22 protein-coding genes are annotated in these 23416 nt (G+C 47.4%); all 22 read left to right on the forward strand.

The window, feature by feature from the left end:
* Positions 1-24 precede the first annotated feature (24 nt).
* The 22 genes from FZD51_RS14340 (at position 25) to FZD51_RS14450 (ending at position 23414) form a co-directional block, all read left to right on the forward strand.
* Positions 25-489, forward strand: a complete 465-nt coding sequence (locus FZD51_RS14340) for a chemotaxis protein CheW (protein WP_148975415.1) — start codon at positions 25-27, stop codon at positions 487-489.
* The gene (locus FZD51_RS14345) at positions 482-1138 is read left to right on the forward strand and encodes a chemotaxis protein CheC (protein ID WP_148975416.1); all 657 of its coding nucleotides are present in this window, start codon (positions 482-484) and stop codon (positions 1136-1138) included. The genes FZD51_RS14340 and FZD51_RS14345 overlap by 8 nt, the downstream gene beginning before the upstream one ends.
* A complete protein-coding gene (locus FZD51_RS14350; protein WP_148975417.1) occupies positions 1131-1628 on the forward strand; it encodes a chemotaxis protein CheD in 498 nt (165 codons plus the stop codon). The genes FZD51_RS14345 and FZD51_RS14350 overlap by 8 nt, the downstream gene beginning before the upstream one ends.
* 264 nt (positions 1629-1892) lie before the next feature.
* The gene (locus FZD51_RS14355; protein WP_148975418.1) at positions 1893-2654 is read left to right on the forward strand and encodes a FliA/WhiG family RNA polymerase sigma factor; all 762 of its coding nucleotides are present in this window, start codon (positions 1893-1895) and stop codon (positions 2652-2654) included.
* 68 nt (positions 2655-2722) lie between these two features.
* Complete coding sequence (locus FZD51_RS14360; protein WP_148975419.1) at positions 2723-3028, forward strand: hypothetical protein; 306 nt, start codon at positions 2723-2725, stop codon at positions 3026-3028.
* 9 nt (positions 3029-3037) lie between these two features.
* On the forward strand, positions 3038-3637 hold the full coding sequence (locus FZD51_RS14365) for a hypothetical protein (protein WP_148975420.1): 600 nt from the start codon (positions 3038-3040) through the stop codon (positions 3635-3637).
* A gap of 144 nt (positions 3638-3781) precedes the next feature.
* Entirely contained in the window at positions 3782-4483 is a 702-nt protein-coding gene (gene rpsB / locus FZD51_RS14370; RefSeq protein WP_009795872.1) for a 30S ribosomal protein S2, read from the forward strand.
* An 89-nt stretch (positions 4484-4572) separates the two neighbouring features.
* Positions 4573-5454 carry a translation elongation factor Ts gene (gene tsf, locus FZD51_RS14375; RefSeq protein WP_148975421.1) on the forward strand — a complete coding sequence of 294 codons (882 nt, stop codon included), beginning with the start codon at positions 4573-4575 and terminating at the stop codon, positions 5452-5454.
* 104 nt (positions 5455-5558) lie between these two features.
* On the forward strand, positions 5559-6284 hold the full coding sequence (pyrH, locus tag FZD51_RS14380; protein WP_148975422.1) for a UMP kinase: 726 nt from the start codon (positions 5559-5561) through the stop codon (positions 6282-6284).
* Complete coding sequence (frr, locus tag FZD51_RS14385) at positions 6284-6841, forward strand: ribosome recycling factor (RefSeq protein ID WP_009795869.1); 558 nt, start codon at positions 6284-6286, stop codon at positions 6839-6841. Before pyrH ends, frr begins: the two co-directional genes overlap by 1 nt.
* Positions 6842-7127: 286 nt before the next feature.
* Positions 7128-7904: an isoprenyl transferase gene (locus FZD51_RS14390; RefSeq protein ID WP_148975423.1), complete on the forward strand. Its 777-nt coding sequence runs from the start codon at positions 7128-7130 to the stop codon at positions 7902-7904.
* A gap of 19 nt (positions 7905-7923) precedes the next feature.
* Complete coding sequence (locus FZD51_RS14395; protein ID WP_148975424.1) at positions 7924-8721, forward strand: phosphatidate cytidylyltransferase; 798 nt, start codon at positions 7924-7926, stop codon at positions 8719-8721.
* A 43-nt stretch (positions 8722-8764) separates the two neighbouring features.
* Positions 8765-9907 carry a 1-deoxy-D-xylulose-5-phosphate reductoisomerase gene (locus FZD51_RS14400; RefSeq protein WP_148975425.1) on the forward strand — a complete coding sequence of 381 codons (1143 nt, stop codon included), beginning with the start codon at positions 8765-8767 and terminating at the stop codon, positions 9905-9907.
* Between the two features lie 248 nt (positions 9908-10155).
* Positions 10156-11433: an RIP metalloprotease RseP gene (gene rseP, locus FZD51_RS14405; protein WP_148975426.1), complete on the forward strand. Its 1278-nt coding sequence runs from the start codon at positions 10156-10158 to the stop codon at positions 11431-11433.
* A gap of 128 nt (positions 11434-11561) precedes the next feature.
* A complete protein-coding gene (locus tag FZD51_RS14410; protein ID WP_148975427.1) occupies positions 11562-13268 on the forward strand; it encodes a proline--tRNA ligase in 1707 nt (568 codons plus the stop codon).
* A 630-nt stretch (positions 13269-13898) separates the two neighbouring features.
* Entirely contained in the window at positions 13899-18221 is a 4323-nt protein-coding gene (locus FZD51_RS14420; RefSeq protein WP_148975429.1) for a PolC-type DNA polymerase III, read from the forward strand.
* Between the two features lie 339 nt (positions 18222-18560).
* The gene (rimP, locus tag FZD51_RS14425) at positions 18561-19034 is read left to right on the forward strand and encodes a ribosome maturation factor RimP (protein ID WP_170939423.1); all 474 of its coding nucleotides are present in this window, start codon (positions 18561-18563) and stop codon (positions 19032-19034) included.
* 42 nt (positions 19035-19076) lie between these two features.
* Positions 19077-20267, forward strand: a complete 1191-nt coding sequence (gene nusA / locus FZD51_RS14430) for a transcription termination factor NusA (protein WP_148975430.1) — start codon at positions 19077-19079, stop codon at positions 20265-20267.
* A gap of 16 nt (positions 20268-20283) precedes the next feature.
* Entirely contained in the window at positions 20284-20565 is a 282-nt protein-coding gene (gene rnpM / locus FZD51_RS14435; protein WP_035403514.1) for an RNase P modulator RnpM, read from the forward strand.
* The gene (locus tag FZD51_RS14440; protein ID WP_148975431.1) at positions 20565-20867 is read left to right on the forward strand and encodes a YlxQ family RNA-binding protein; all 303 of its coding nucleotides are present in this window, start codon (positions 20565-20567) and stop codon (positions 20865-20867) included. Before rnpM ends, FZD51_RS14440 begins: the two co-directional genes overlap by 1 nt.
* Before the next feature lie 19 nt (positions 20868-20886).
* Positions 20887-23133: a translation initiation factor IF-2 gene (infB, locus tag FZD51_RS14445; protein ID WP_022543721.1), complete on the forward strand. Its 2247-nt coding sequence runs from the start codon at positions 20887-20889 to the stop codon at positions 23131-23133.
* Complete coding sequence (locus FZD51_RS14450; RefSeq protein WP_009796000.1) at positions 23133-23414, forward strand: DUF503 domain-containing protein; 282 nt, start codon at positions 23133-23135, stop codon at positions 23412-23414. Before infB ends, FZD51_RS14450 begins: the two co-directional genes overlap by 1 nt.
* Positions 23415-23416: the final 2 nt, after the last annotated feature.

The raw sequence follows: 23416 nt of genomic DNA on the forward strand, positions 1-23416 counted from the left end.
CTGCCAATTCAGGGAGTGTATGAAATGAGTGAAACAATGACCGCAGATTTAAAACTGATCATTTTCTTATTAAAAGATAAAGAATATGCGATACCGGTCTCTCAAGTCAGATCAATCGAGAAAGTACAGCATATTACAAGAGTCCCCGGGGCAGCCTCCTCTGTCAAAGGAGTGATCAATCTGCGCGGCGTGGTTACCCCGATCATTGACCTGAGGACAAGATTCGGTCTTGAACAGAAAGAGTATAGTGACAGCACAAGGGTCATCATCGCCTCGGCGGATGAGATGGAAGTCGGCCTCGTGGTTGACGGGGCCAATGATGTGATCGACGTATCAGAAGATTCTATTGAACCTTCGCCGAATGTGATCGGCGCCGAGGAGGCGGAGTTCATAAGCGGTGTCGTCAAAGTGGAAAAACGCCTGCTCATCCTTATAGATCTTGGAAAGATTCTGGAAGGCGGAGAACTGAAGCTGGCAGGCCATGAGTAAGCAGACCGGCAGCTTCCTGCACGGCATTTCACCCTTGCACCTGGACCTGCTGAAGGAGATCGGCAATATCGGGGCAGGGCATGCAGCAACCGCACTGTCGACTCTGCTGGATAAAAAGATTGATATGAGAGTCCCGAACGTTAAAATCGTCTCATTTGATGAAATGATGGAAATGGCCGGGGGCCCGGAAAATGTAGTGGCCAGCGTTTTTCTGAGAATCGAGGGCGATGCCCCTGGAAGCATGTTCTTCATCCTTCCGGTGGAGCAGGCAGAATCCTTCATCCGGCAGATGACTGCTGATGACAGATTTCAGCTGGCAGAACCGCCTTTTGATGAAATAGGGCTGTCAGCTCTGCAGGAAATGGGCAATATTCTGGCAGGCTCCTATTTGTCCTCACTCTCTGATTTTACAAATCTTTCACTCTATCCTTCAGTGCCGGCACTCGGAATCGATATGGCAGGAGCGATCATCAGCTTCGGCCTTATAGAGCTTTCCCAGGTGAGCGACAGTGCAATTGTCATCGAGACAACATTGACTGAAGTGGCGCCGGCTGTCACACATACATTAAAAGGGCACTTCTTTCTGCTGCCGGACCCCAGCTCCTTCGAAGTGATTTTCAGCTCTTTGGGAGTATCGGGCGATGAATGAAATTGCCAGCATCATCAAGGTCGGCATAGCAGATTTGAAAATCGCATCAATGCCTGGCATACTGCGCACCTCGGGGCTTGGCTCCTGCGTAGGAGCAGCGGTATATGACCAGTCATCAGGCCTCGCGGGAATGGCACATATCATGCTTCCTGATTCTTCCCTTGCGAGAGCCGGTTCAATCAATAAGCTGAAGTACGCCGATACAGCGATCGAAGAACTCGTAAGGCAGTTGGCCCGGCATGGGGCAAGTCCGGGATTTCTCAGGGCAAAGATTGCCGGAGGGGCGCAAATGTTCCAATTTTCTTCAGGAAGCGACCTTATGAGAATCGGGCCGAGAAATGTGGAAGCAGTCAAAACAGCACTGCAGATGCATCATATCAGGCTGATTGCAGAGGATGTCGGAGGAAACAGCGGCAGAACAATAGAATTCAACACGAAGACGTCCATGCTGCAGATCAAAACGGTCAACAAAGGGGTCACTGAGCTGTAGGGCAGCCCTGCGCGAACATGAAAACAATTCAAATAGCACCATCCCCGGAAACAATCCATCTCCCGAAAAAAGTCAGCCATTTGCATGGGGCTGATTTTTTTCCGCTTTTGGCACAGTGAAAAAGCGGGATGAGCTGACTGCGGATATATAGGAAATGTTTCCTGAATCTGAGAATTTCAACAGCTGCAATATTAATAGGAAAGCAATTTTGATATAATTTACAAATACTACACCGGGCTTGCGCTTAAGGAGGTATACGTACGAATGCATGGACAATCATCTGATGAACAAGCATATTGGGCATTATGGCAGCAAAGCCGTGATGCTGAGGCCGGCAATTCCCTTGTAAAAAGATATATGCCTCTAGTGAGCTATCATGTTCAGAGAATCTCTGCCGGCCTCCCGAAAAATGTTTCCAGGGATGAGCTGAGGAGCCTCGGCTTGATGGGGTTGTATGATGCGCTTGAAAAGTTCGATCCCACAAGGGACCTGAAGTTTGATACGTACGCTTCCTTCCGGATCAGAGGATCGATTATAGATGGCCTGAGAAAAGAGGACTGGCTTCCAAGGAGCACAAGGGAAAAAGCAAAAAAGATCGAAGCTGCAGCGGAAAGGCTGGAGCAGCATTTAATGAGAAAGGCGACGGCGGCTGAAATCGGGAAAGAAGTGGAACTCGACGAAGATGAAGTGCAGACCGTCATGAGTGAGCATTTTTTCGCAAATGTCCTGTCAATGGATGAACAGCCGCAGGATCAGGATGAGAAGGATGGAGCAACCTATATCCTTAAAGACCATCGCGCAGTCGTCCCGGAGGAGAAGGTGGCAAAAGATGAACTCCTGTCAGAGATGGCCGATGCGGTTTCCTGCCTGAATGAAAAAGAACAATTGGTCATCAGCCTTTTCTACAAAGAAGAGCTGACACTGACAGAGATTGGCCAGGTGATGGGGCTGTCCACTTCAAGGATATCCCAGATCCATACGAAAGCCATATTCAGCTTGAGGCATACACTTCAAAAGATCATGTAAATGGCTTGGCCCGAAGGTTTCATGCCCTGCTGATAACAGCAGGAGCGATCTGAAGGGAAGTGTCCGATATGAGTTTGAAGCTGATTGAAATGCAGGTTGCCCTTCCAAGGATGCAGGATGCATCGAAGATCCAGGAGCAGCTGCAGCAGAGAGGCCAAATGATGAACGACCAGGCGGCAAGGGCTGTGCAGAAGCAGGAGGAGAAGGACAGGAAGTCTGTCGTGAAGAAGCATTCCCGGCTTCAGGCCGGCTGGCAGAAGGAACGCAGCCCAAACAGCGGCGGATCGATGCCTGAAAAGGAAAAGGAAGAAAAGGATGAAATCGTAAAAGAGGTTCACCCCTACAAAGGAACATCAATTGATTATAGAAGATAGAGGGATTCAATGACCATTTTTCTGCTGGCAGTCAGTTTGATTATCAATCTGATTCTCATTTTTGCAGTAGCACTATTGTATATGCGCCAAAATCGCCTTTTTGAAATGGAGAAAAGGCAGGGGCAGTCTTTCAGGGAAGTGGAAGACAGCATAGCCGCTTTCATAGTGGAAATAAAAGAAGATAACGAAAAACTTTTGAGGAACATTCAAAAAAGCTCTCAGCCTGCAGGGGATGTGCATTCTGAAACCGATGGGACTGCGGCTGCCCAAGCTGCAGATGCCGGTGCGGGCAGAGTGAAAGGCCCTCCCGCACCCAATCTGAGAAAAGGGTCCGCGATGCAGAAGAAGGCTGTCCAGGCGTACACCCAAAAGAAGGAGCCGATGCCGGAGCGGGATATGCTTTTCCCAGAGGATATTGTCGAGCTTGGAGAAGCCTCCCGGAGCAGGGCAGAACCTGAAGAAGGCGGACAGGAAGACGGATCCATCCTGGAACAGGCCCGAACCATGCAGGAGCAGGGCTTTGCCGAAGAGGAGATAGCCAGGAAACTTGGCAGGGGAAAAACTGAAATATCATTATTGTTGAAATTTCGCCAAAATCGGCAGGAATAACTTGATTGTAAAAGTCACTTGTGCTATATTTACTCATGGTGTTAATACACACGCCTATGGATTCAGGCAATTGGTGCTGTTTTGTACAGTTTTTGACTGAAGATGATATGGGCGGAGGAAAACAAACCATTAGGAGGAACTAACATGTCAGTAATTTCAATGAAACAGCTGCTTGAAGCTGGTGTACACTTCGGTCACCAGACTCGCCGCTGGAACCCTAAGATGAAGAAATATATCTTCACTGAGCGTAACGGCATCTACATCATCGACCTTCAGAAGACGGTCAAGAAAGTAGAAGAAGCTTATAACTACGTGAAAGAACTTGCTGGTAACGGCGGAACAATCCTTTTCGTTGGTACAAAGAAGCAAGCTCAGGATTCTGTTAAGGAAGAAGCTCTCCGTTCTGGTATGTACTTTGTAAACCAGCGCTGGTTAGGCGGAACTTTAACTAACTTTGAAACAATCCAGAAGCGTATCACTCGCTTGAAGGACATCGAAAGAATGTCTGAAGACGGAACTTTCGAAGTGCTTCCTAAGAAAGAAGTTGTACAGTTAAGAAAAGAACAAGAACGTCTTGAAAAATTCCTTGGCGGAATTAAAGATATGAAGACTCTTCCAGACGCTCTATTCATCATTGACCCTCGCAAAGAGCGCATTGCGGTTGCAGAAGCTCACAAGCTGAACATCCCTATCGTCGGCATCGTTGATACAAACTGCGATCCGGACGAAATCGATGTTGTAATCCCTGCAAACGATGATGCTATCCGCGCTGTTAAGCTTCTGACAGGTAAAATGGCTGATGCTATCCTTGAAGCTAAGCAAGGGGAAGAAGTAACAACTGCTTAATGTCTGTAAAGGTGATAATAGGGAGCACCCTTTATCACCTTTTTTTAAAGAAAATATGAAAATTACATATATTTAAGGAGGATTTCACTATGGCAATTACTGCTCAACTCGTTAAAGAATTGCGTGAAAAGACTGGCGCTGGAATGATGGACTGCAAAAAGGCGCTTCAGGAAACAGATGGTGATATGGAAAAAGCAATCGATTTCCTTCGCGAAAAAGGAATCGCTAAAGCAGCTAAAAAATCTGACCGCATCGCGGCAGAAGGGACAACTTACATCCTTGCACAAGGCAATGAAGCTGTCATCCTTGAAGTGAACTCTGAAACAGATTTCGTTGCAAAAAACGAAGGCTTCCAGGTTCTTGTTAAAGAATTGGCAGAGCACCTGCTTAAAAACAAGCCTGCTTCTGCTGAAGAAGCTGCTTCACAAACAATGGAAAACGGTGCGACTGTAGAAGCGCACATCAATGCTGCGATCGCTAAGATCGGAGAAAAGCTTTCCCTTCGCCGTTTTGAAGTGAAAAGCAAGACTGACAGCGACGCTTTCGGTGCTTACCTGCACATGGGCGGACGCATTGGCGTTCTGACTGTACTTGAAGGTTCAACTGATGAGCAGGCTGCTAAAGATGTAGCTATGCACATCGCTGCATTGAACCCGAAATATGTGTCACGCGATGAAGTTTCTGCTGAAGAAGTTGAGCGCGAGCGCCAGGTTCTGACTCAGCAGGCTTTAAACGAAGGCAAGCCTGAAAACATCGTTGCAAAAATGGTAGAAGGCCGTTTGAGCAAATACTTTGAAGACGTTTGTGTCCTTGACCAGGCATTCGTTAAGAATCCTGACCAAAAGGTCCGCGACTTCGTAAAATCAACTGGCGGAACTCTTCGCGAATTCGTTCGCTATGAAGTAGGGGAAGGCATTGAAAAGCGCGAAGACAACTTCGCGGAAGAAGTTATGAACCAGGTGAAAAAATAATAAATAAAAGCTGTTGAATCTGCTTTTATGAAGGTAATCGGGGAACACATTGTGTTCCCTCTTTTTCAAGAAATCATGTAATTCCAATACATATGGAGGTTCTTATGAGCAGCCCTAAATACAAACGAGTTGTCTTAAAATTAAGCGGTGAAGCTTTAGCAGGAGAGCAGGGCTTCGGCATTAATCCTGCCGTCATCAAGTCGGTGGCACAGCAGGTGAAGGAAGTTTCAGATCTTGGGGTCGAAGTGGCGGTCGTCGTGGGCGGCGGCAACATCTGGCGCGGGAAGATCGGGGAAGAGATGGGGATGGACAGGGCGAATGCGGACTATATGGGCATGCTTGCAACTGTCATGAATTCCCTTGCCCTTCAGGACAGCCTTGAAATGCTTGATGTCGAATCACGCGTGCAGACATCCATCGAAATGCGCCAGGTTGCAGAGCCTTATATCCGCAGACGGGCAATCCGCCATCTGGAAAAAAAGCGTGTCGTAATCTTCGCAGCCGGCACCGGCAACCCGTATTTTTCAACAGATACTACGGCAGCATTGCGTGCTGCTGAAATCGAAGCAGAAGTTATCTTAATGGCGAAAAATAATGTAGATGGGGTATACTCCGCAGATCCTCGGCTAGATGTAAATGCGGTTAAATATGAAGAATTGTCTTATCTGGATGTCCTGAAAGAGGGGCTTGCCGTAATGGATTCAACAGCTTCCTCCTTATGCATGGACAATAATATTCCGCTTATTGTATTCTCAATTATGGATAACGGCAATATTAAGCGTGCCGTATGCGGTGAAAAAATCGGAACGATCGTCAGGGGGAATAAATAATGCCAAAACAAGTTATTTCAAACTCGAAGGAACGTATGACAAAAGCAATCCAGGCGTATTCACGGGAGCTTGCAAGCATCCGTGCAGGCCGGGCAAGCGCTTCGCTTCTTGACAGAATCACTGTGGATTATTATGGGGCGCCTACACCGGTCAACCAGCTTGCTGGAATTTCCGTGCCTGAGGCCCGCCTTCTCGTCATCCAGCCTTATGATAAGAGCATTCTGGGAGAAATCGAAAAGGCGATCATTAAATCTGATCTTGGCCTGAATCCTACGAATGACGGGAATCTGCTCCGCCTTGCCATCCCTGCCCTGACTGAGGAACGCAGGAAAGAGCTGGTGAAGGTAGTCAAAAAAGAATCAGAAGATGCAAAGGTCGCAATCCGCAACATCCGCCGCGATGCCAACGATGATCTGAAGAAGCTGGAGAAAAACGGCGAGATTACTGAAGATGACCTTCGCGGCTACTCAGATGACATCCAGAAGATGACAGATGAGCATATCACAAAGGTCGACAGCATCACAAAAGACAAAGAAAAAGAAATTCTTGAGGTTTAATTCTTTTTCCGGGTTATATCAGCTAAATATACAAGAACCCTCTATGTATATAGGGGGTTCTTTTGCTCATATGGCGATATGGAGCACAATTATGGCATCCTGCCATAATGTGCTGCTTCTTGTATTCTTATTTTTATTATGTTTACATATTCTTTTTTATAGAGATATCTTCATTTATTTTTGGTATGATAAGAACGTGCGGATTTTGGGAACAGGCAAATCGTACATTTTGGGGAAAGATCTTTTTTCGGAGGATAAGAGAAACGCATTTTGAAGGAGCCGTCTTATGTTAAATAAAATTAAAAAATGGAAGAACCAAGCACCTTCTTCCGATCTCCGAGAGCGCATAATAAAAATAAGGGAACAAAAAGTACCTTCTCATGTAGCGATAATAATGGATGGGAATGGCCGCTGGGCCAAAAAGCGGGCCCTGCCGAGAATAGCGGGCCATCATGAAGGGATGAAGGTGGTCAGGAGGACGACTAAGCTTGCCAACGAGCTCGGAATCAAGACACTGACCCTTTACGCTTTTTCGACTGAGAACTGGAAACGGCCGAAGATTGAAGTGGATTATCTCATGAAGCTTCCGGAAGAATTCCTGGGAACTTTCCTTCCAGAGCTGGTTGAGGAAAATGTCCGTGTCCAGATGATAGGCTATAAAGATAAGCTTCCGGGCCATACACTCAGAGCGATTGAAAAGGCAATGGAAGAAACAAAGGACAATGATGGCCTCATTCTGAACTTTGCTCTCAATTACGGCAGCCGTGCAGAAATACTCGAAGCCGTCAAACGGGTCTTAAATGATTGCCAAAGTGGCATAATGGAAGAAAGCGAACTGAATGAAGAAGTTTTTTCAGCCTACTTAATGACTGATGGGCTGGAAGATCCCGATCTTCTGATCCGGACAAGCGGAGAAATCCGCCTGAGCAATTTCATGCTGTGGCAGCTGGCTTATACGGAGTTCTGGTTCACAGATGTATTATGGCCGGACTTCACTGAGGGAGAATTGCTCGAGGCCATTGAGGTGTTCCAAAACCGTCAGAGGCGGTTCGGAGGAGTATAATAAAGGTGTTGAAAACTAGATGAAGCAAAGAATCATAACAGCGATCATATTTGGAGCTATACTAATCCCTGTTGTCATATACGGAGGGACACCGGTTGTGCTGCTTGCCTATGTGCTTGCCGCCGCGGCTTTATTTGAAGTATTGAAAATGCGCAGGCTCAAGATGTTATCAGTGCCCGGCATTATTACACTTGCTTTATTATGGGGGCTGATGCTTCCTGATGGTGCACAGGAATGGCCGGCATTGCAGTTTGCTGCCGGATCAAAGACAGAAATCGGGATGCTTGCTGTCCTGCTTTTGCTGACCTATACCGTGGCATCAAAAAACAGATTTACTTTTGATGATGCAGCCTTTTCAATTCTTGCATCCGTATATGTGGGGATAGGCTTTTACTATTTTATTGAAACACGTGAAGCAGGTATTTTATTTATCTTTTTCTCTTTATTCATTGTATGGGCAACAGATTCCGGTGCCTATTTTATCGGGAAAGCCATGGGGAAAAACAAGCTGTGGCCTGAAATCAGCCCGAATAAAACGGTGGAAGGCTTCATAGGCGGGGTCGTATGTGCAGTCGCCGTTGCCGTTCTGTTCGTCCTGCTGACTGATATAGACGCGACACTGCTGCAGCTTACTTTCATCACGTTCGTTCTGTCTATATTCGGCCAAATAGGAGATCTGGCTGAATCGGCTCTTAAGAGGCATTATGAAGTGAAAGATTCCGGGACAATCCTTCCCGGGCACGGCGGCATCCTGGACAGGTTTGACAGCCTTTTATTCGTATGGCCGCTTCTGCATTTCTTCCAGCTGCTTAACTAGCCGGGAGAGTCTAGCTTGTTGAAACAATAGGAGTTGAACAATAGTGAAATATATTAGTTTAATGGGGGCAACCGGTTCTATCGGCACCCAGACCCTTGATGTCATAAGGGAGCATTCCGAGCAATTCAGCCTTGCCAGCATGAGCATCGGCAGAAACCTTGAACTGGGCAGGAAAATTATTGGGGAATTCAAGCCTGGGCTGGTGGCCGCTGCTGAGAAGCATGATGCAGAAACACTTGCAGGCGAATTCCCTGGAATAAAGTTTGTCTATGGCCAGGAAGGGCTTATTGAAACAGCCGTACATCCAAAAGCAGATGTCCTCGTTAACGCTGTCCTTGGCAGCGTTGGCCTTCAGCCGACCCTGCAGGCTATAGAAGCCAAAAAAACGATTGCGATTGCCAACAAGGAAACCCTTGTCACTGCAGGCCATATCGTCATGGATGCAGCCAGGAGAAACGGTGTCGGGCTTCTTCCTGTCGACAGTGAGCACTCCGCTATCTTCCAGGCGCTTCAGGGGGAAAAAGAGAAGAATATCGATAAACTTATCCTTACAGCGTCCGGGGGGAGCTTCCGCGATAAAACAAGGGAAGAGCTCAAAGATGTGACGGTTGAACAGGCTTTGAACCATCCAAACTGGTCTATGGGAGCTAAAATAACCATTGATTCTGCAACCATGATGAATAAAGGCCTTGAAGTGATAGAGGCCCATTGGCTGTTTTCCATGCCCTATGAAAAAATTGAGGTCCTTCTTCATAAAGAAAGCATCATCCATTCTATGGTCGAATTCCATGACAGCTCTGTCATCGCCCAGCTGGGGACGCCTGATATGAGGGTGCCGATCCAATACGCACTCACATACCCGGACCGTCTGCCGCACCCTGGCGGCAAAAAGCTCAATCTGGCAGAAATCGGACTGCTTCATTTCCAGGAGATGGATTACAGCCGATTCCGCTGCCTGCAATTCGCATTTGATGCCGGCAGGCGGGGAGGAACACTTCCTGCTGTCCTGAACGCAGCTAACGAAGCGGCGGTTGCAGCTTTCCTGGAAGGTAAAATCACTTTCCTCCAGATAGAGGATCTAGTTGAAAAAGCGATGGAAAAGCATGCTGTTTCAGATAACCCGGGCCTCGAGGAAATCCAGGAAGTTGATCGTCAGACAAGGCAGCTGGTAAACTCGCTTCTATAAGCTGGTGTTCAGTACAGGAAAGCGAGATTCAAAAAGGCTTGTAAAGTTTGGCGCTTGAAGCTTGCCTGCATTACGGCTCTGTGCGCCATCTGCCTGCGGGAAAGCCTGCAGGCGAAAAATCGAATGAAAACCTATCGGCCTGCTGCCCTTGAAGCCCGCAGGGTGAGGGCCAGGCAGGCTTTGCCGCACGGCGCGGGCGCCTTTCGCTTTTCTTACTGAACAACCTCTAAAAAAAGGTGGTTATATTTTTGGATACTGTGATAGCCTTTATTATCATTTTTGGAGCCCTTGTTTTTTTCCATGAGTTGGGGCACTTTGTATTCGCCAAAAGGGCAGGCATTCTTTGCCGGGAATTTGCCATAGGTTTCGGCCCGAAGGTGTTCTCCCATAAAAAAGGAGAAACTGTCTACACCATCCGACTGCTTCCAATTGGGGGATTTGTCAGGATGGCAGGGGAAGATCCTGAAATGGTGGAAATTAAACCGGGCTATCGTGTTGGCTTGATTTTGGATAGTGACGAACGGGTCAGCAAAATCATTCTTAACAATAAAGATAAATATCCGGATGCAAGGCCGATTGAAGTTGAATATGCCGACATCGAGCATGATCTTGTCATTCGCGGCTATGCCGAGGGTGAAGAGGAAGAAAGGCTTGTTTCCTATCCGATCAACAAGGATGCACTCCTTGTCGAGGATGGTGTGGAGACACTCATCGCCCCATATGACAGGCAGTTTGCTTCCAAGACGCTCGGACAGAGGACCATGGCCATTTTTGCCGGACCGATGATGAATTTCATCCTTGCATTTGTCGTCTTTGTACTGATCGGCCTTCTTCAGGGGATGCCGACAAACGAACCTGAGCTTGGCCGGCTGACGCCTGATGGAGCTGCGAAGGAATCAGGCCTCCTTGAAGGAGATCAGGTCCAGAGCATCAATGGAGCTGAAATCTCAAGCTGGAACGATGTGGTGGAAATCATCCAGCAGAGCCCAGGTAAAGAGCTGGATTTCATACTCAGCCGCGACGGAGAAGAGCTTGAAATTCCTGTAACCCCTGAGGCAAGGGAAGTTGAAGGGGAAAAAGGCAAAGAAACCATTGGCATAATCGGCGTATACAGCCCGATGGAGAAATCTCCGCTGAAAGCCATCGCTTATGGCGCAGAGGAAACATACACTTGGACGAAAGAAATTTTCGTCATGCTTGGGAAGCTTGTCACAGGCCAGTTCTCTATTGATGCTTTATCTGGCCCTGTCGGCATCTATGTGTCTACAGATACAGTGGCTAAATCAGGCATCTATTATCTGATGAAATGGGCTGGAATCCTGAGCATCAACCTTGGAATCATGAATTTATTGCCGATTCCGGCACTTGATGGCGGAAGGCTTATGTTCTTTGCAGTAGAAGCATTGCGGGGCAAGCCGATCGACCGCAACAAAGAAGGGATGGTCCATTTTATCGGATTTGCCCTCCTTATGCTGCTGATGCTCGTCGTCACATGGAATGATATCCAGCGATTCTTCCTGCAATAGAATCTAATAAACATCTGCGGCTATCTCCAGAACCGGCGATAGCCCAGTTTTTTCTCCGGATACCCGGGAAACGGGACAAGCCCTTACCCTGATTAGGAATTATTATATGAAACGAAGAGGTGCTGATTATGAAGCAAAGCATGACACTTATACCAACTTTAAGAGAAGTACCGGCAGATGCCGAGGTCAGAAGCCACCAGCTTCTCCTCAGGGCAGGATTCATCCGCCAGAACGCAGCGGGTGTGTACAGCTATCTGCCAATGGCACGAAAAGTGCTGCAGAAAATTGAGGCCATCGTCAGGGAAGAAATGGATGACGCAGGGGCGAGCGAACTGCTGATGCCGGCGCTCCAGCAGGCTGAGCTGTGGCAGGAATCAGGAAGATGGTATACATACGGGCCAGAGCTTATGAGATTAAAGGATCGTAATGACCGGGAGTTTGCTTTGGGTGCAACCCATGAAGAAGTAATCACCAGCCTGGTCCGTGACGAAGTAAAATCATATAAAAGACTGCCATTGACGCTGTATCAGATCCAGACAAAATTCAGGGATGAACAGAGGCCGCGTTTCGGAATTCTGCGCGGGCGCGAATTCATCATGAAAGATGCGTACTCTTTCCATTCTTCACAGGAAAGCCTTGATGAAGTATACAGCAGGCTCTTTACAGCGTACTCTAATATCTTTACACGCTGCGGACTGAACTTCAGGGCAGTTATTGCTGATTCAGGGGCTATGGGCGGAAAAGATACCCATGAATTCATGGTGCTTTCCGATATCGGGGAAGATACGATCGCTTATTCCGATTCTTCGGATTATGCTGCCAATGTTGAAATGGCACCAGTCATCAACGCATATGCGAAAAGCGATGCCGCTCCAAAGGAATTGGAAAAGGTCCAGACGGAAAATCAAAAATCGATTGAAGAAGTGTCTTCATTCCTGAATGTATCAAACGAGGAATGCATCAAATCGCTTCTTTTCAAGGTTGATGACAAATATGTGCTTGTTCTTGTCCGCGGTGACCACGAGGTAAACGACATTAAACTGAAGAACCTCTTCTCAGCTGCTTCGGCTGAATTGGCTTCTCCGGAAGAAACACGCAGCATCCTCGGCTGTTCTGTAGGATCATTGGGCCCAATCGGCGCTAAAGATGTTGAAATTGTTGCAGACCATGCTGTGGAAGCAGTAGTGAACGGCGTATGCGGTGCGAATGATGAAGGATTCCACTATATCAATGTCAATGCAGGACGCGATTTTGAAGTCTCTCAATTTGCAGACCTCCGCTTTATCCAGGAAGGCGATCTCTCCCCGGATGGAAACGGCAAAATCCTTTTTGCAAAGGGCATTGAAGTCGGGCATGTCTTTAAACTTGGCACCCGCTACAGTGAAGCAATGAATGCCGTTTACCTTGACGAAAACGGCCGTACCCAGCCGATGATCATGGGCTGCTACGGCATCGGGGTATCCCGTATCCTTGCAGCAATCGCTGAACAGTACAATGATGACAAAGGCTTCATTTGGCCGGCAGATCTCGCGCCATTCAAGGTTCACGTCATCGCCGTAAACATGAAGGACGAAGCACAGGCAGGCCTTGGAGAAGAGCTTTACAAAGAACTGCGCGGCAAAGGCTACGAATCACTCTTTGACGACAGGCCCGAAAGAGCCGGCGTAAAATTTGCCGACGCCGACCTCATCGGACTTCCAGTAAGGGTCACAGCCGGCAAAAAAGCCTCCGAAGGCATCGTCGAAGTAAAAGTAAGAAGCACAGGCGAAATGGAAGAAATCCATAAAGACCAGCTGTTGGAGCATATTGCTTCCATCCTTGCTTCACAAAAGTAATGCTAGACAAAGAACGGATCCCTTTGTGGGGTCCGTTTTTAATTCTGGGAAATTGCGTGGATTAGAAAGGCTAAATTAATGTCAGGATATCATTCAAAAGGCTGTGTCAGCGTACCTTGTTGATTTTGGGCTCAATTGAGCACAGCAAAAACGAGCCCAAAATCAACACCCCATTTAACACTAAAAACAAGTTGCAGGAATAGAGCCGAGTTTGGTTTTTAGAAATTTAATTCGCAAAAAAAATTCCAAAGACCCTGTTGATTGGAGTGGAAGGCACGCAGACTCCTGTGGGAGATAGCGGAAATGTTGAGACCCCGCAGCGCGCAAGCGTGAGGAGGCTCAACTCCGCCCCACGGAAAGCGAAGTGCCTGGAACGGAAATCAACAGGCTCATATACAGCAGACATTTTTCTGAAAATCATAACCAGATTACTCCAAGGGTTATTTATCATTGCTCTGATTGATAATGTAAAACCCTTTAAAAAGTAGGCATGCCAAATCAAAACCAACTTCATTTTCAAACAATTTCTTTTTCAAAACACACCCACTCTTTATGGTATAATGACTAATGTTTCTAACCAAAAAAACAATCATATAAATAAAATAGATTTTAAGGATAGGAGAGAGAACGATGAGCGATGCCACAGGCAAAAAAGAGCGATTCCACCTCTTGCTCCAGCAGCTTCAACTCACAGAAGATGCCTTTGTAAAGCATTTCGAAAATGCGCAAATAGACAAAGTAGTAATAGAAAAGCAAGCGAAGAAATGGCATTTCTACTTCATGTTTGACAGCATACTGCCATGCAGTGTCTTCAGCCGGTTTTCTGTCCAGCTGGAAAAAACATTTTCACATATAGCAAACACTTCTTTTACGATAGAAGTGGCAGACCAGAACTTCACAGAAGAGCTTCTCCTGGATTACTGGAAAAGCTGCATCCAGGAGATCGAAGGGATATCCCCACCGCTGATCAAGCTTCTGAATGAACAGACGCCAAAGGTGCAGGGGACGAAGGTCATCTTGAACGTCCGCAATGAAATGGAAGGGCTGGCGATCAAGCGGAAGTATGCCGGCATGATAGCGAATGTCTTCCAGACGTTTGGTTTCCCTATGCTGACTATCGATACAGAAATAAATGCCGATTCTTCATCCAATGCTGAGTATGAGCAGTTCCTGAAGGCAAAGCAGCAGGAAGACCAGGAACGGGGCCGCCAGGCAATGATCGATATGCAGAAAAAAGAAGCCGAAGGAGATTCAGGCTCCGGCGAACTGCAGGGACCGCTTTCTATCGGCCTTACCATCAAGGACGATGCAGATTTCAGGCGTCTTGAGGAAATTGTCGATGAAGAGCGCAGAGTTGCAGTTGAAGGCTTTATTTTTGCAGCTGAAACGAAGGAGCTCCGAAGCGGCAGGACTTTGCTGACCTTTAAGGTCACAGACTATACAAGCTCCATCATGGTCAAAATGTTCTCACGCGACAAAGAGGATGCAGCCCTGTTCCAGCATGTCCAAAAAGGCATGTGGGTGAAGGTCCGCGGAAGCATTCAAAACGATACTTTTGTACGCGACCTGGTCATGATCGGGAACGACATTAATGAGATTAAGCCGGTCCTAAGAAAAGACACTTCACCTGAAGACGAGAAACGGGTCGAGCTTCACCTGCATACCCCTATGAGCCAGATGGACGCAGTTTCATCGGTAAGTGCGCTGGTATCACAGGCGAAAAAATGGGGCCATAAGGCGATTGCCATTACAGACCATGCCGTGGCGCAGTCATTCCCGGAGGCATTTGGTGCAGGTAAGAAAAATGATATTAAAATCCTTTACGGAGTCGAAATCAATCTGATTGATGACGGCGTTCCGATTGCCTATAATGCTGCCCCGATCCCTCTGGCAGAAGGTACGTATATCGTCTTTGACGTGGAAACAACAGGGCTTTCCGCTGTTTATGACACGATCATCGAGCTTGCGGCTGTCAAAATACATGACGGCGAAATCATCGACAGATTCGAATCATTTGCGAACCCGCATCATCCTCTGTCAGCGACAACGATAGATTTAACAGGCATCACGGATGACGATGTCAGGAATGCACCAGAGGTAGAAGAGGTGCTCCGCAGGTTTAAAGAGTGGTCCCAGAATGATATCCTGGTCGCCCATAACGCATCATTTGATATGGGCTTCCTGAATACAGGATATAAAAGATATGGTCTCGGCAAAGCCGCCAACCCTGTCATTGATACACTTGAGCTCGCAAGATTCCTGCTTCCTGAGATGAAGAACCACCGCCTGAACACACTGGCAAAGAAATTCGATGTGGAGCTCACACAGCATCACAGAGCCATTTATGATGCTGAAGCCACAGGTTATCTATTGATCAAGATGCTCAAAGAGGTCATGCAAAAAGGCATTGAATATCATAATCAGCTTAATGATAATATGGGCAAGGGCAATGCCTACCAAAGGGCGCGTCCGTACCATTGCACACTGCTGGCCCAGACGGAGGCAGGACTTAAGAATTTATTTAAACTTGTATCCATTTCACATATGAACTATTTTTACCGTGTTCCGCGGGTTCCCCGTTCATTGCTTGAAAAGTACAGGGAAGGCATCCTTGTCGGCTCTGGCTGCGACCGCGGCGAGGTTTTTGAAGCAATGATGCAAAAGGGGCCGGAAGAAGCTGAAGATCTGGCTTCCTTTTACGACTATCTTGAAGTCCATCCAAAAGCTGTCTATGCACATCTGCTAGAATTGGAGCTGGTCAGGGATGAAAAAGCATTGGAAGAAATCATCTCGAATATTGTGAAACTTGGTGAAAAACTGGACATACCTGTCGCAGCTACCGGGAATGTCCATTACCTGAATCCTGTTGATAAAATATACAGGAAGATCCTGATCAATTCACAGGGCGGCGCCAATCCGCTTAACCGCCACCAGCTCCCGGATGTACATTTCCGGACAACCAATGAAATGCTCGATGCATTCTCCTTCCTCGGCAAGGAAAAGGCAAAGGAAATTGTTGTAGAAAACACGAATAAAGTTGCCGATATGATAGACAGCATCAAACCGATCAAAGACGACTTGTACACTCCGAAAATCGATGGTGCGGATGAAGAAATGCGCAATATGAGCTATGACATGGCAAGGCGGATTTATGGGGATGAACTGCCGGAAATCGTCGAGGCCAGGCTTGAAAAAGAGCTTAAGAGCATCATTGGCCACGGATTTGCCGTTATCTATCTCATCTCTCATAAGCTAGTAAAAAAATCGCTGAATGATGGGTACCTCGTTGGTTCGCGGGGATCGGTCGGTTCTTCTTTTGTCGCAACCATGACCGAGATCACGGAAGTAAATCCGCTGCCGCCGCATTATGTCTGCCCGGCCTGCAAGCATTCCGAGTTCTTTAACGACGGCTCTGTCGGATCGGGCTTCGATCTGCCTGACAAAAACTGCCCAACCTGCGATATTCCCTACCGCAAAGACGGCCATGATATCCCGTTTGAAACGTTCCTTGGATTCAAAGGGGACAAAGTACCTGATATTGACTTGAACTTCTCAGGCGAATATCAGCCGAGGGCACATAATTACACAAAGGTGCTGTTCGGTGAAGACAATGTTTACCGTGCGGGAACGATCGGCACGGTAGCAGATAAAACAGCTTACGGATATGTTAAGGCCTATCAGCAGGACAACAACCTGCAGATCCGCGGTGCAGAGATTGACCGCCTTGCATCAGGATGCACAGGCGTGAAAAGGACGACCGGCCAGCACCCTGGGGGCATCATCGTTGTACCCGATTATATGGATATCTTCGACTTCTCGCCGATCCAGTTTCCGGCCGATGACAGAACATCTGAATGGAAGACGACCCATTTTGACTTCCATTCAATCCATGATAATCTCCTGAAGCTCGATATACTCGGCCATGATGACCCTACTGTCATCAGGATGCTCCAGGATCTGAGCGGGATCGACCCTAAGACGATACCGACTGATGATCCCGAGGTCATGAAGATTTTTTCCGGGACTGAATCATTGGGCGTCACTCAAGATCAGATCATGTGTAAAACAGGGACGCTTGGCATACCGGAATTCGGGACGCGCTTTGTCCGCCAGATGCTTGAGGATACGAAGCCGACCACTTTCTCAGAGCTTGTCCAGATCTCTGGCCTGTCGCACGGGACGGATGTATGGCTCGGCAATGCACAGGAGCTTATCCATAACAGCATCTGTACTCTGAGTGAAGTAATCGGGTGCCGGGATGACATCATGGTCTATCTGATCTATCAGGGGCTGGAGCCAGCCTTCGCCTTTAAAATCATGGAGTCGGTCCGTAAAGGAAAGGGGCTCTCTGATGATATGGAAGAAGAAATGCGAAAAAATGAAGTGCCGGAATGGTATATTGATTCCTGTAAAAAGATTAAATATATGTTCCCGAAAGCGCACGCTGCCGCCTATGTGCTGATGGCTGTCCGGATCGCTTATTTCAAAGTCCATCATGCCCTCCTTTACTATGCGGCCTACTTTACGGTCAGGGCTGAAGACTTTGATGTGGAAGCAATGGTCCGCGGATCCCAGGCAATCAGGGCAAAGATCGAGGAAATCAACGCAAAAGGACTTGACGCATCTCCAAAGGAAAAGAACCTTCTTACCGTCATGGAGCTTGCTCTGGAAATGAACGAACGCGGCTATAAATTCTCTAAAGTGGACTTATACCGTTCGGATGCAACTGATTTCATCATCGACGGCGATTCTCTCATCCCGCCATTCAATGCGATTCCGGGGCTTGGCACAAATGCCGCCCTTAACATTGTAAAAGCAAGGGGAGAAGGGGAATTCCTTTCTAAAGAAGATCTCCAGCAAAGAGGAAGGATATCCAAAACGATCCTTGAGTACCTGGATAATCACGGCTGCCTGGAGTCGCTCCCGGATCAGAACCAGCTGTCATTATTCTAAACCAGACGTTTGGCTGCTGACTCTGCCGGCATGGCAAACCCTTGCCAGCACCGCTGTTCCATTTGCATAAAAAATTTGGTTATGGTATAGTTTTATTGGAAATACTAAGGATAACTCTCGAAAAAGAGTGGGGCAACCCACTCTTTCGTGTTGTGTACGCTAATTTCTGAACGCTTCTCCAGGCATCTGCTCTGTGAAAGAAGCATGTTCCGGCTGAGAGCCCCCCCTTAGAGGGGGGGTCTCTTTAAATGCCCGGGCCAGGCTTTTTACAGGCATGGGCCTGAGCATCCCGGGATTTTACATACGGGTTTAAGGATGCCTTAACACCAAAGGAGGGAAATTATGAGCAAAGTGACTGAAACCGTCGAAGAGCTGGTCACCCCTATCGTGGATGAACTTAATCTGGAGCTGGTTGATATTGAATATGTGAAAGAAGGAAAAGAGTGGTTCCTTCGCGTATTTATTGATAAGGAGCAGGGTGTCGACATTGAAGAATGCGGCCTTGTCAGCGAAAGGCTCAGCGAAAAGCTCGACGAACTCGATCCTATTCCTTATAACTATTTCCTGGAAGTCTCATCGCCGGGTGCTGAACGCCCTCTGAAAAAAGAGAAGGACTATAAAAGTGCAATCGGAAAAAATGTCCTCATTAAAACGTATGAACCAATAGATGGCGAAAAAACGTTTGAAGGTAAGCTCACTCAATTTGATGGTGAGACAGTGACTGTGGAAGTCAGGGTCAAAACAAGAATAAAAACAATTTCCATCCCGTATGAAAAAGTGGCCAATGCCCGTTTGGCAGTTACTTTCTCATAAGGAAGAAACGAGATTTAGGAGATTAAAGGGGGATACAATCTCATGAGCAGTGAATTGCTGGATGCTCTGACGTTGCTGGAAAAAGAAAAAGGAATTTCTCGGGATATCATTATCGAGGCCATTGAAGCAGCCTTGATTTCAGCTTACCGCCGAAACTTCAACCAGGCGCAAAATGTCCGCATCGATTTGAACCTTGGAAGCGGAACGATGAGGGTTTTTGCCCGCAAGGAAGTAGTAGAGCAGGTCTTTGACCCGCGTCTTGAAATCAGCCTGGATGAAGCCAAGGCTATCAACCCGAATTATCAGGTTGAAGATGTGGTTGAATTAGAGGTCACTCCGAAGGACTTCGGCCGAATCGCTGCACAGACTGCCAAGCAGGTTGTAACACAGCGTGTCCGTGAGGCAGAGCGCGGGATCATCTATTCAGAATTCATCGACCGCGAAGAAGACATCATGACCGGTATCGTCCAGAGGCAGGACCCTAAATTTATTTATGTCAGCCTCGGCAAGATCGAAGCCATCCTTCCGGCCAATGAGCAGATGCCGAATGAACAATATAAGCCTCATGACAGGATCAAGGTTTTTATCACGAAAGTTGAGAAAACGACTAAAGGGCCGCAGATTTTTGTTTCCCGGACGCATCCTGGCTTATTGAAGCGCCTGTTTGAAATTGAAGTGCCTGAAATTTATGACGGCACCGTTGAAATTAAATCGGTTTCAAGGGAAGCGGGAGACCGCTCCAAGATCTCAGTTCATGCTGACAACAGCGAAGTCGATCCGGTTGGATCTTGTGTAGGCCCAAAAGGGACTCGTGTACAGGCAGTCGTCAATGAGCTGAAAGGCGAGAAGATCGACATTGTTAAATGGTCCCCGGATCCGGTTGTCTTTGTAGCAAATGCATTGAGCCCTTCCAAAGTGCTGGATGTAATTGTGAATGAAGAAGATAAGGCGACCACTGTCATCGTGCCGGATTACCAGCTTTCGCTTGCAATCGGGAAGCGCGGGCAGAATGCGCGCCTGGCTGCCAAGCTGACCGGCTGGAAAATCGACATTAAATCTGAGACTGAAGCACGTGAATCAGGCATTTTCCCTCGTGAAGAGTCACTTCTTACTTTTGATGAAGAAGATTACGCTGATGATGCGGATTATGATACTGATACTGATACAGACTTCACTGCGGAAGAAGATGCTGATTTTGAATCTGATTATGACGCAGATGAAGACAGGGAGTAAGAAAGGGTGAATGATCGTGAACAAGAATAAAAAGGTTCCCATGCGTAAATGTGTCGCTACCGGTGAAATGAAGCCGAAAAAAGAACTGGTTCGCATCGTTCGCTCTAAGGAAGGCGAGGTCTCTTTGGATCTGACCGGGAAAAAGTCAGGCCGGGGAGCTTATCTTTCCAGAGATAAAGAAGCAGTCTTATCAGCACAAAAGAAAAACATACTCTCAAATCATCTGGATGCAGCAGTGGATGATTCTATATATGAAGAGCTTTTAGAGCTCATAGAGAAGGAGAAACGACTATCCTGATGAACTCAAATCAATGGATGTCATTGCTTGGCTTGGCCAATCGAGCACGCAAGATCATATCGGGTGAAGAGCTCTCCGTCAAAGAAATAAGGGGCGGCAAGGCGAAGCTCGTGCTGCTGTCAGCAGATGCGTCTGCGAATACAGCAAAAAAAGTAACAGACAAATGTAAATCCTATCACGTTCCATATAAAATAGTGGGAAATCGTCACCTTCTTGGTCAAGCGATCGGAAAAGAAGCACGTGTAGTTGTGGCTGTCCTAGACAGCGGGTTTGCAAAAAAACTGTTGACGCTGCTCGATTAATTCTACCGGGGGTGAAAATATGAGTAAAATGCGCGTCTATGAATATGCAAAGAAATTCAATATTTCAAGCAAAGACGTTATAACAAAATTGAAAGACATGAACGTGGAAGTTTCAAACCATATGACAACGATTGAAAACGATGCTGTTAAAAAGCTGGATGAAATTTTCGGCAAAAAGGCCGACACCAAACCAGCCAGACCTAATCAGTCAGCCGGAAATCAAAAGCCGCAGCAGAATAGCCAGCCAAGGCCAAAAGCTTCAGGCGAGCAGAACAGCAACAGCGGCAGCCGCGACAAAGCAAGGCCATCTGCACCGGCAAACCGTTCAGGCGGCGGCAATCAATCCAAGTCATTTGGAAACAATAACAACAATAACAGCAGCCGCGGCAATAACAACAACAACCGCAATAAGAACAACAACAATAACAATAATAAAAACCGCAACAACCGCAATAACCAGAATAAAGGGAAGCAGCATACAAACCATGCTCCTCAGCCCCGCAAAGAAAAAGAACTTCCGGCTAAAATCACCTTCAGTGATTCATTGACTGTTGCGGAGCTCGCTAAAAAGCTTCACCGTGAACCTTCAGAAATCATCAAAAAGCTCTTTATGCTTGGCGTAATGGCTACGATCAACCAGGATCTTGACAAAGATGCCATCGAGCTGATTGCCGGTGAATACGGCGTGGAAGTTGAGGAAGAGATCCTCATCGATACAACGGACCTTGAGGTTTACTTCACAGAAGATGAAAGTGCTGAACTGTCTGAAAGGCCGTCTGTCGTAACGATCATGGGCCACGTTGACCATGGTAAAACGACTCTTCTTGACAGCATCAGGAACACAAAGGTGACTGCAGGCGAGGCTGGCGGAATCACCCAGCATATCGGTGCTTATCAGGTAGAAGAAAACGGCAAGAAGATCACTTTCCTTGATACACCGGGACACGCCGCGTTTACGACTATGCGTGCCCGTGGAGCAAAGATCACGGATATTACGATCCTGGTTGTTGCAGCTGACGACGGAGTTATGCCTCAGACTGTAGAAGCAATCAACCATGCAAAGGCAGCCGAGGTGCCGATCATCGTTGCCGTCAACAAAATGGATAAGCCTGCTGCCAATCCTGACCGCGTGATGCAGGAACTGACAGAGCACGGACTTGTGCCTGAAGCATGGGGCGGAGAAACGATCTTTGTTCCGCTTTCAGCTTTGACAGGTGATGGAATCGATTCCTTGCTTGAGATGATCCTTCTTGTCAGCGAAGTTGAAGAATACAAAGCCAACCCTGACCGCAATGCAGTCGGAACGGTCATTGAAGCACAGCTTGACAAAGGCAGGGGTTCAGTTGCCACCCTTCTTGTCCAGAATGGAACACTTAAGGTCGGCGATCCAATCGTAGTCGGCACGACGTTTGGACGTGTGCGTGCAATGGTCAATGACCTTGGCCGCCGCGTCAAAGAAGCAGGTCCATCCACACCGGTTGAAATCACCGGTCTGAATGATGTGCCGCTTGCAGGCGACCGCTTTGTCGTATTCAAGGATGAGAAAACAGCCCGCCAGGTCGGCGAAGTGCGTTCACAGCAGGCGATCCAGGCCCAGAGAAGCGAAAAGACGCGCGTCAGCCTTGATAACTTGTTTGAACATATGAAACAAGGGGAAATGAAAGATCTAAACATCATTATCAAAGCGGATGTTCAAGGGTCCGCCGAGGCGCTTGCAGCTGCTTTGAATAAGATAGATGTTGAAGGCGTCAATGTAAGGATCATTCATACAGCAGTCGGTGCGATCAATGAATCAGACATCACCCTTGCCGCTGCTTCAAATGCCATTGTCATCGGCTTTAACGTAAGGCCTGATAATAATGCGAAGCGTGCAGCAGATACTGAGGAAGTGGATGTTCGCCTTCACAGGATCATCTACAAAGTGATCGACGAGATCGAATCAGCCATGAAAGGCATGCTTGATCCTGAATTCGAAGAGAAAGTCATCGGCCAGGCGGAGATCCGCCAAACCTTTAAGGTATCAAAGGTTGGAACGATTGCCGGCTCCTATGTTACAGATGGGAAAATCACACGTGACAGCGGCATCCGCCTCATCCGTGACGGAGTGGTCATTTTTGAAGGCGAAATCGATGCCCTCAAACGCTTTAAGGATGATGCTAAAGAAGTCAGCCAGGGCTATGAGTGCGGGATTACCATCAAAAACTTCAATGATGTAAAAGAAGGCGACGTTGTCGAAGCATATATCATGGAAGAAGTGGAACGTTAATGGTAGTTGGCCTTGCAGCCTGCGAATGCATGATTTATGATGCACATTCTTTAAAAGAAAAAAGGGCCGTTCTGCAGCGGATCATCATGCGGCTCAGGCAGAGGCATAATCTGTCTGTTGCCGAAGTTGATTTCCAGGATACGTGGCAGAGGACCAAAATTGCCGTTGCGGCAGTTGCTTCTGCCCGTGTCTCCGCTGAAGCGGAGCTGCAGAACGCTCTCAAGCTAATCGATTCGTTCCCGGAAATAGAACGGACAATCACAGATATAGAGTGGCTTTAACA

The sequence above is a fragment of the Bacillus infantis genome, from assembly GCF_008180445.1.
GTDB lineage: Bacteria > Bacillota > Bacilli > Bacillales > Cytobacillaceae > Bacillus_AB > Bacillus_AB infantis_B.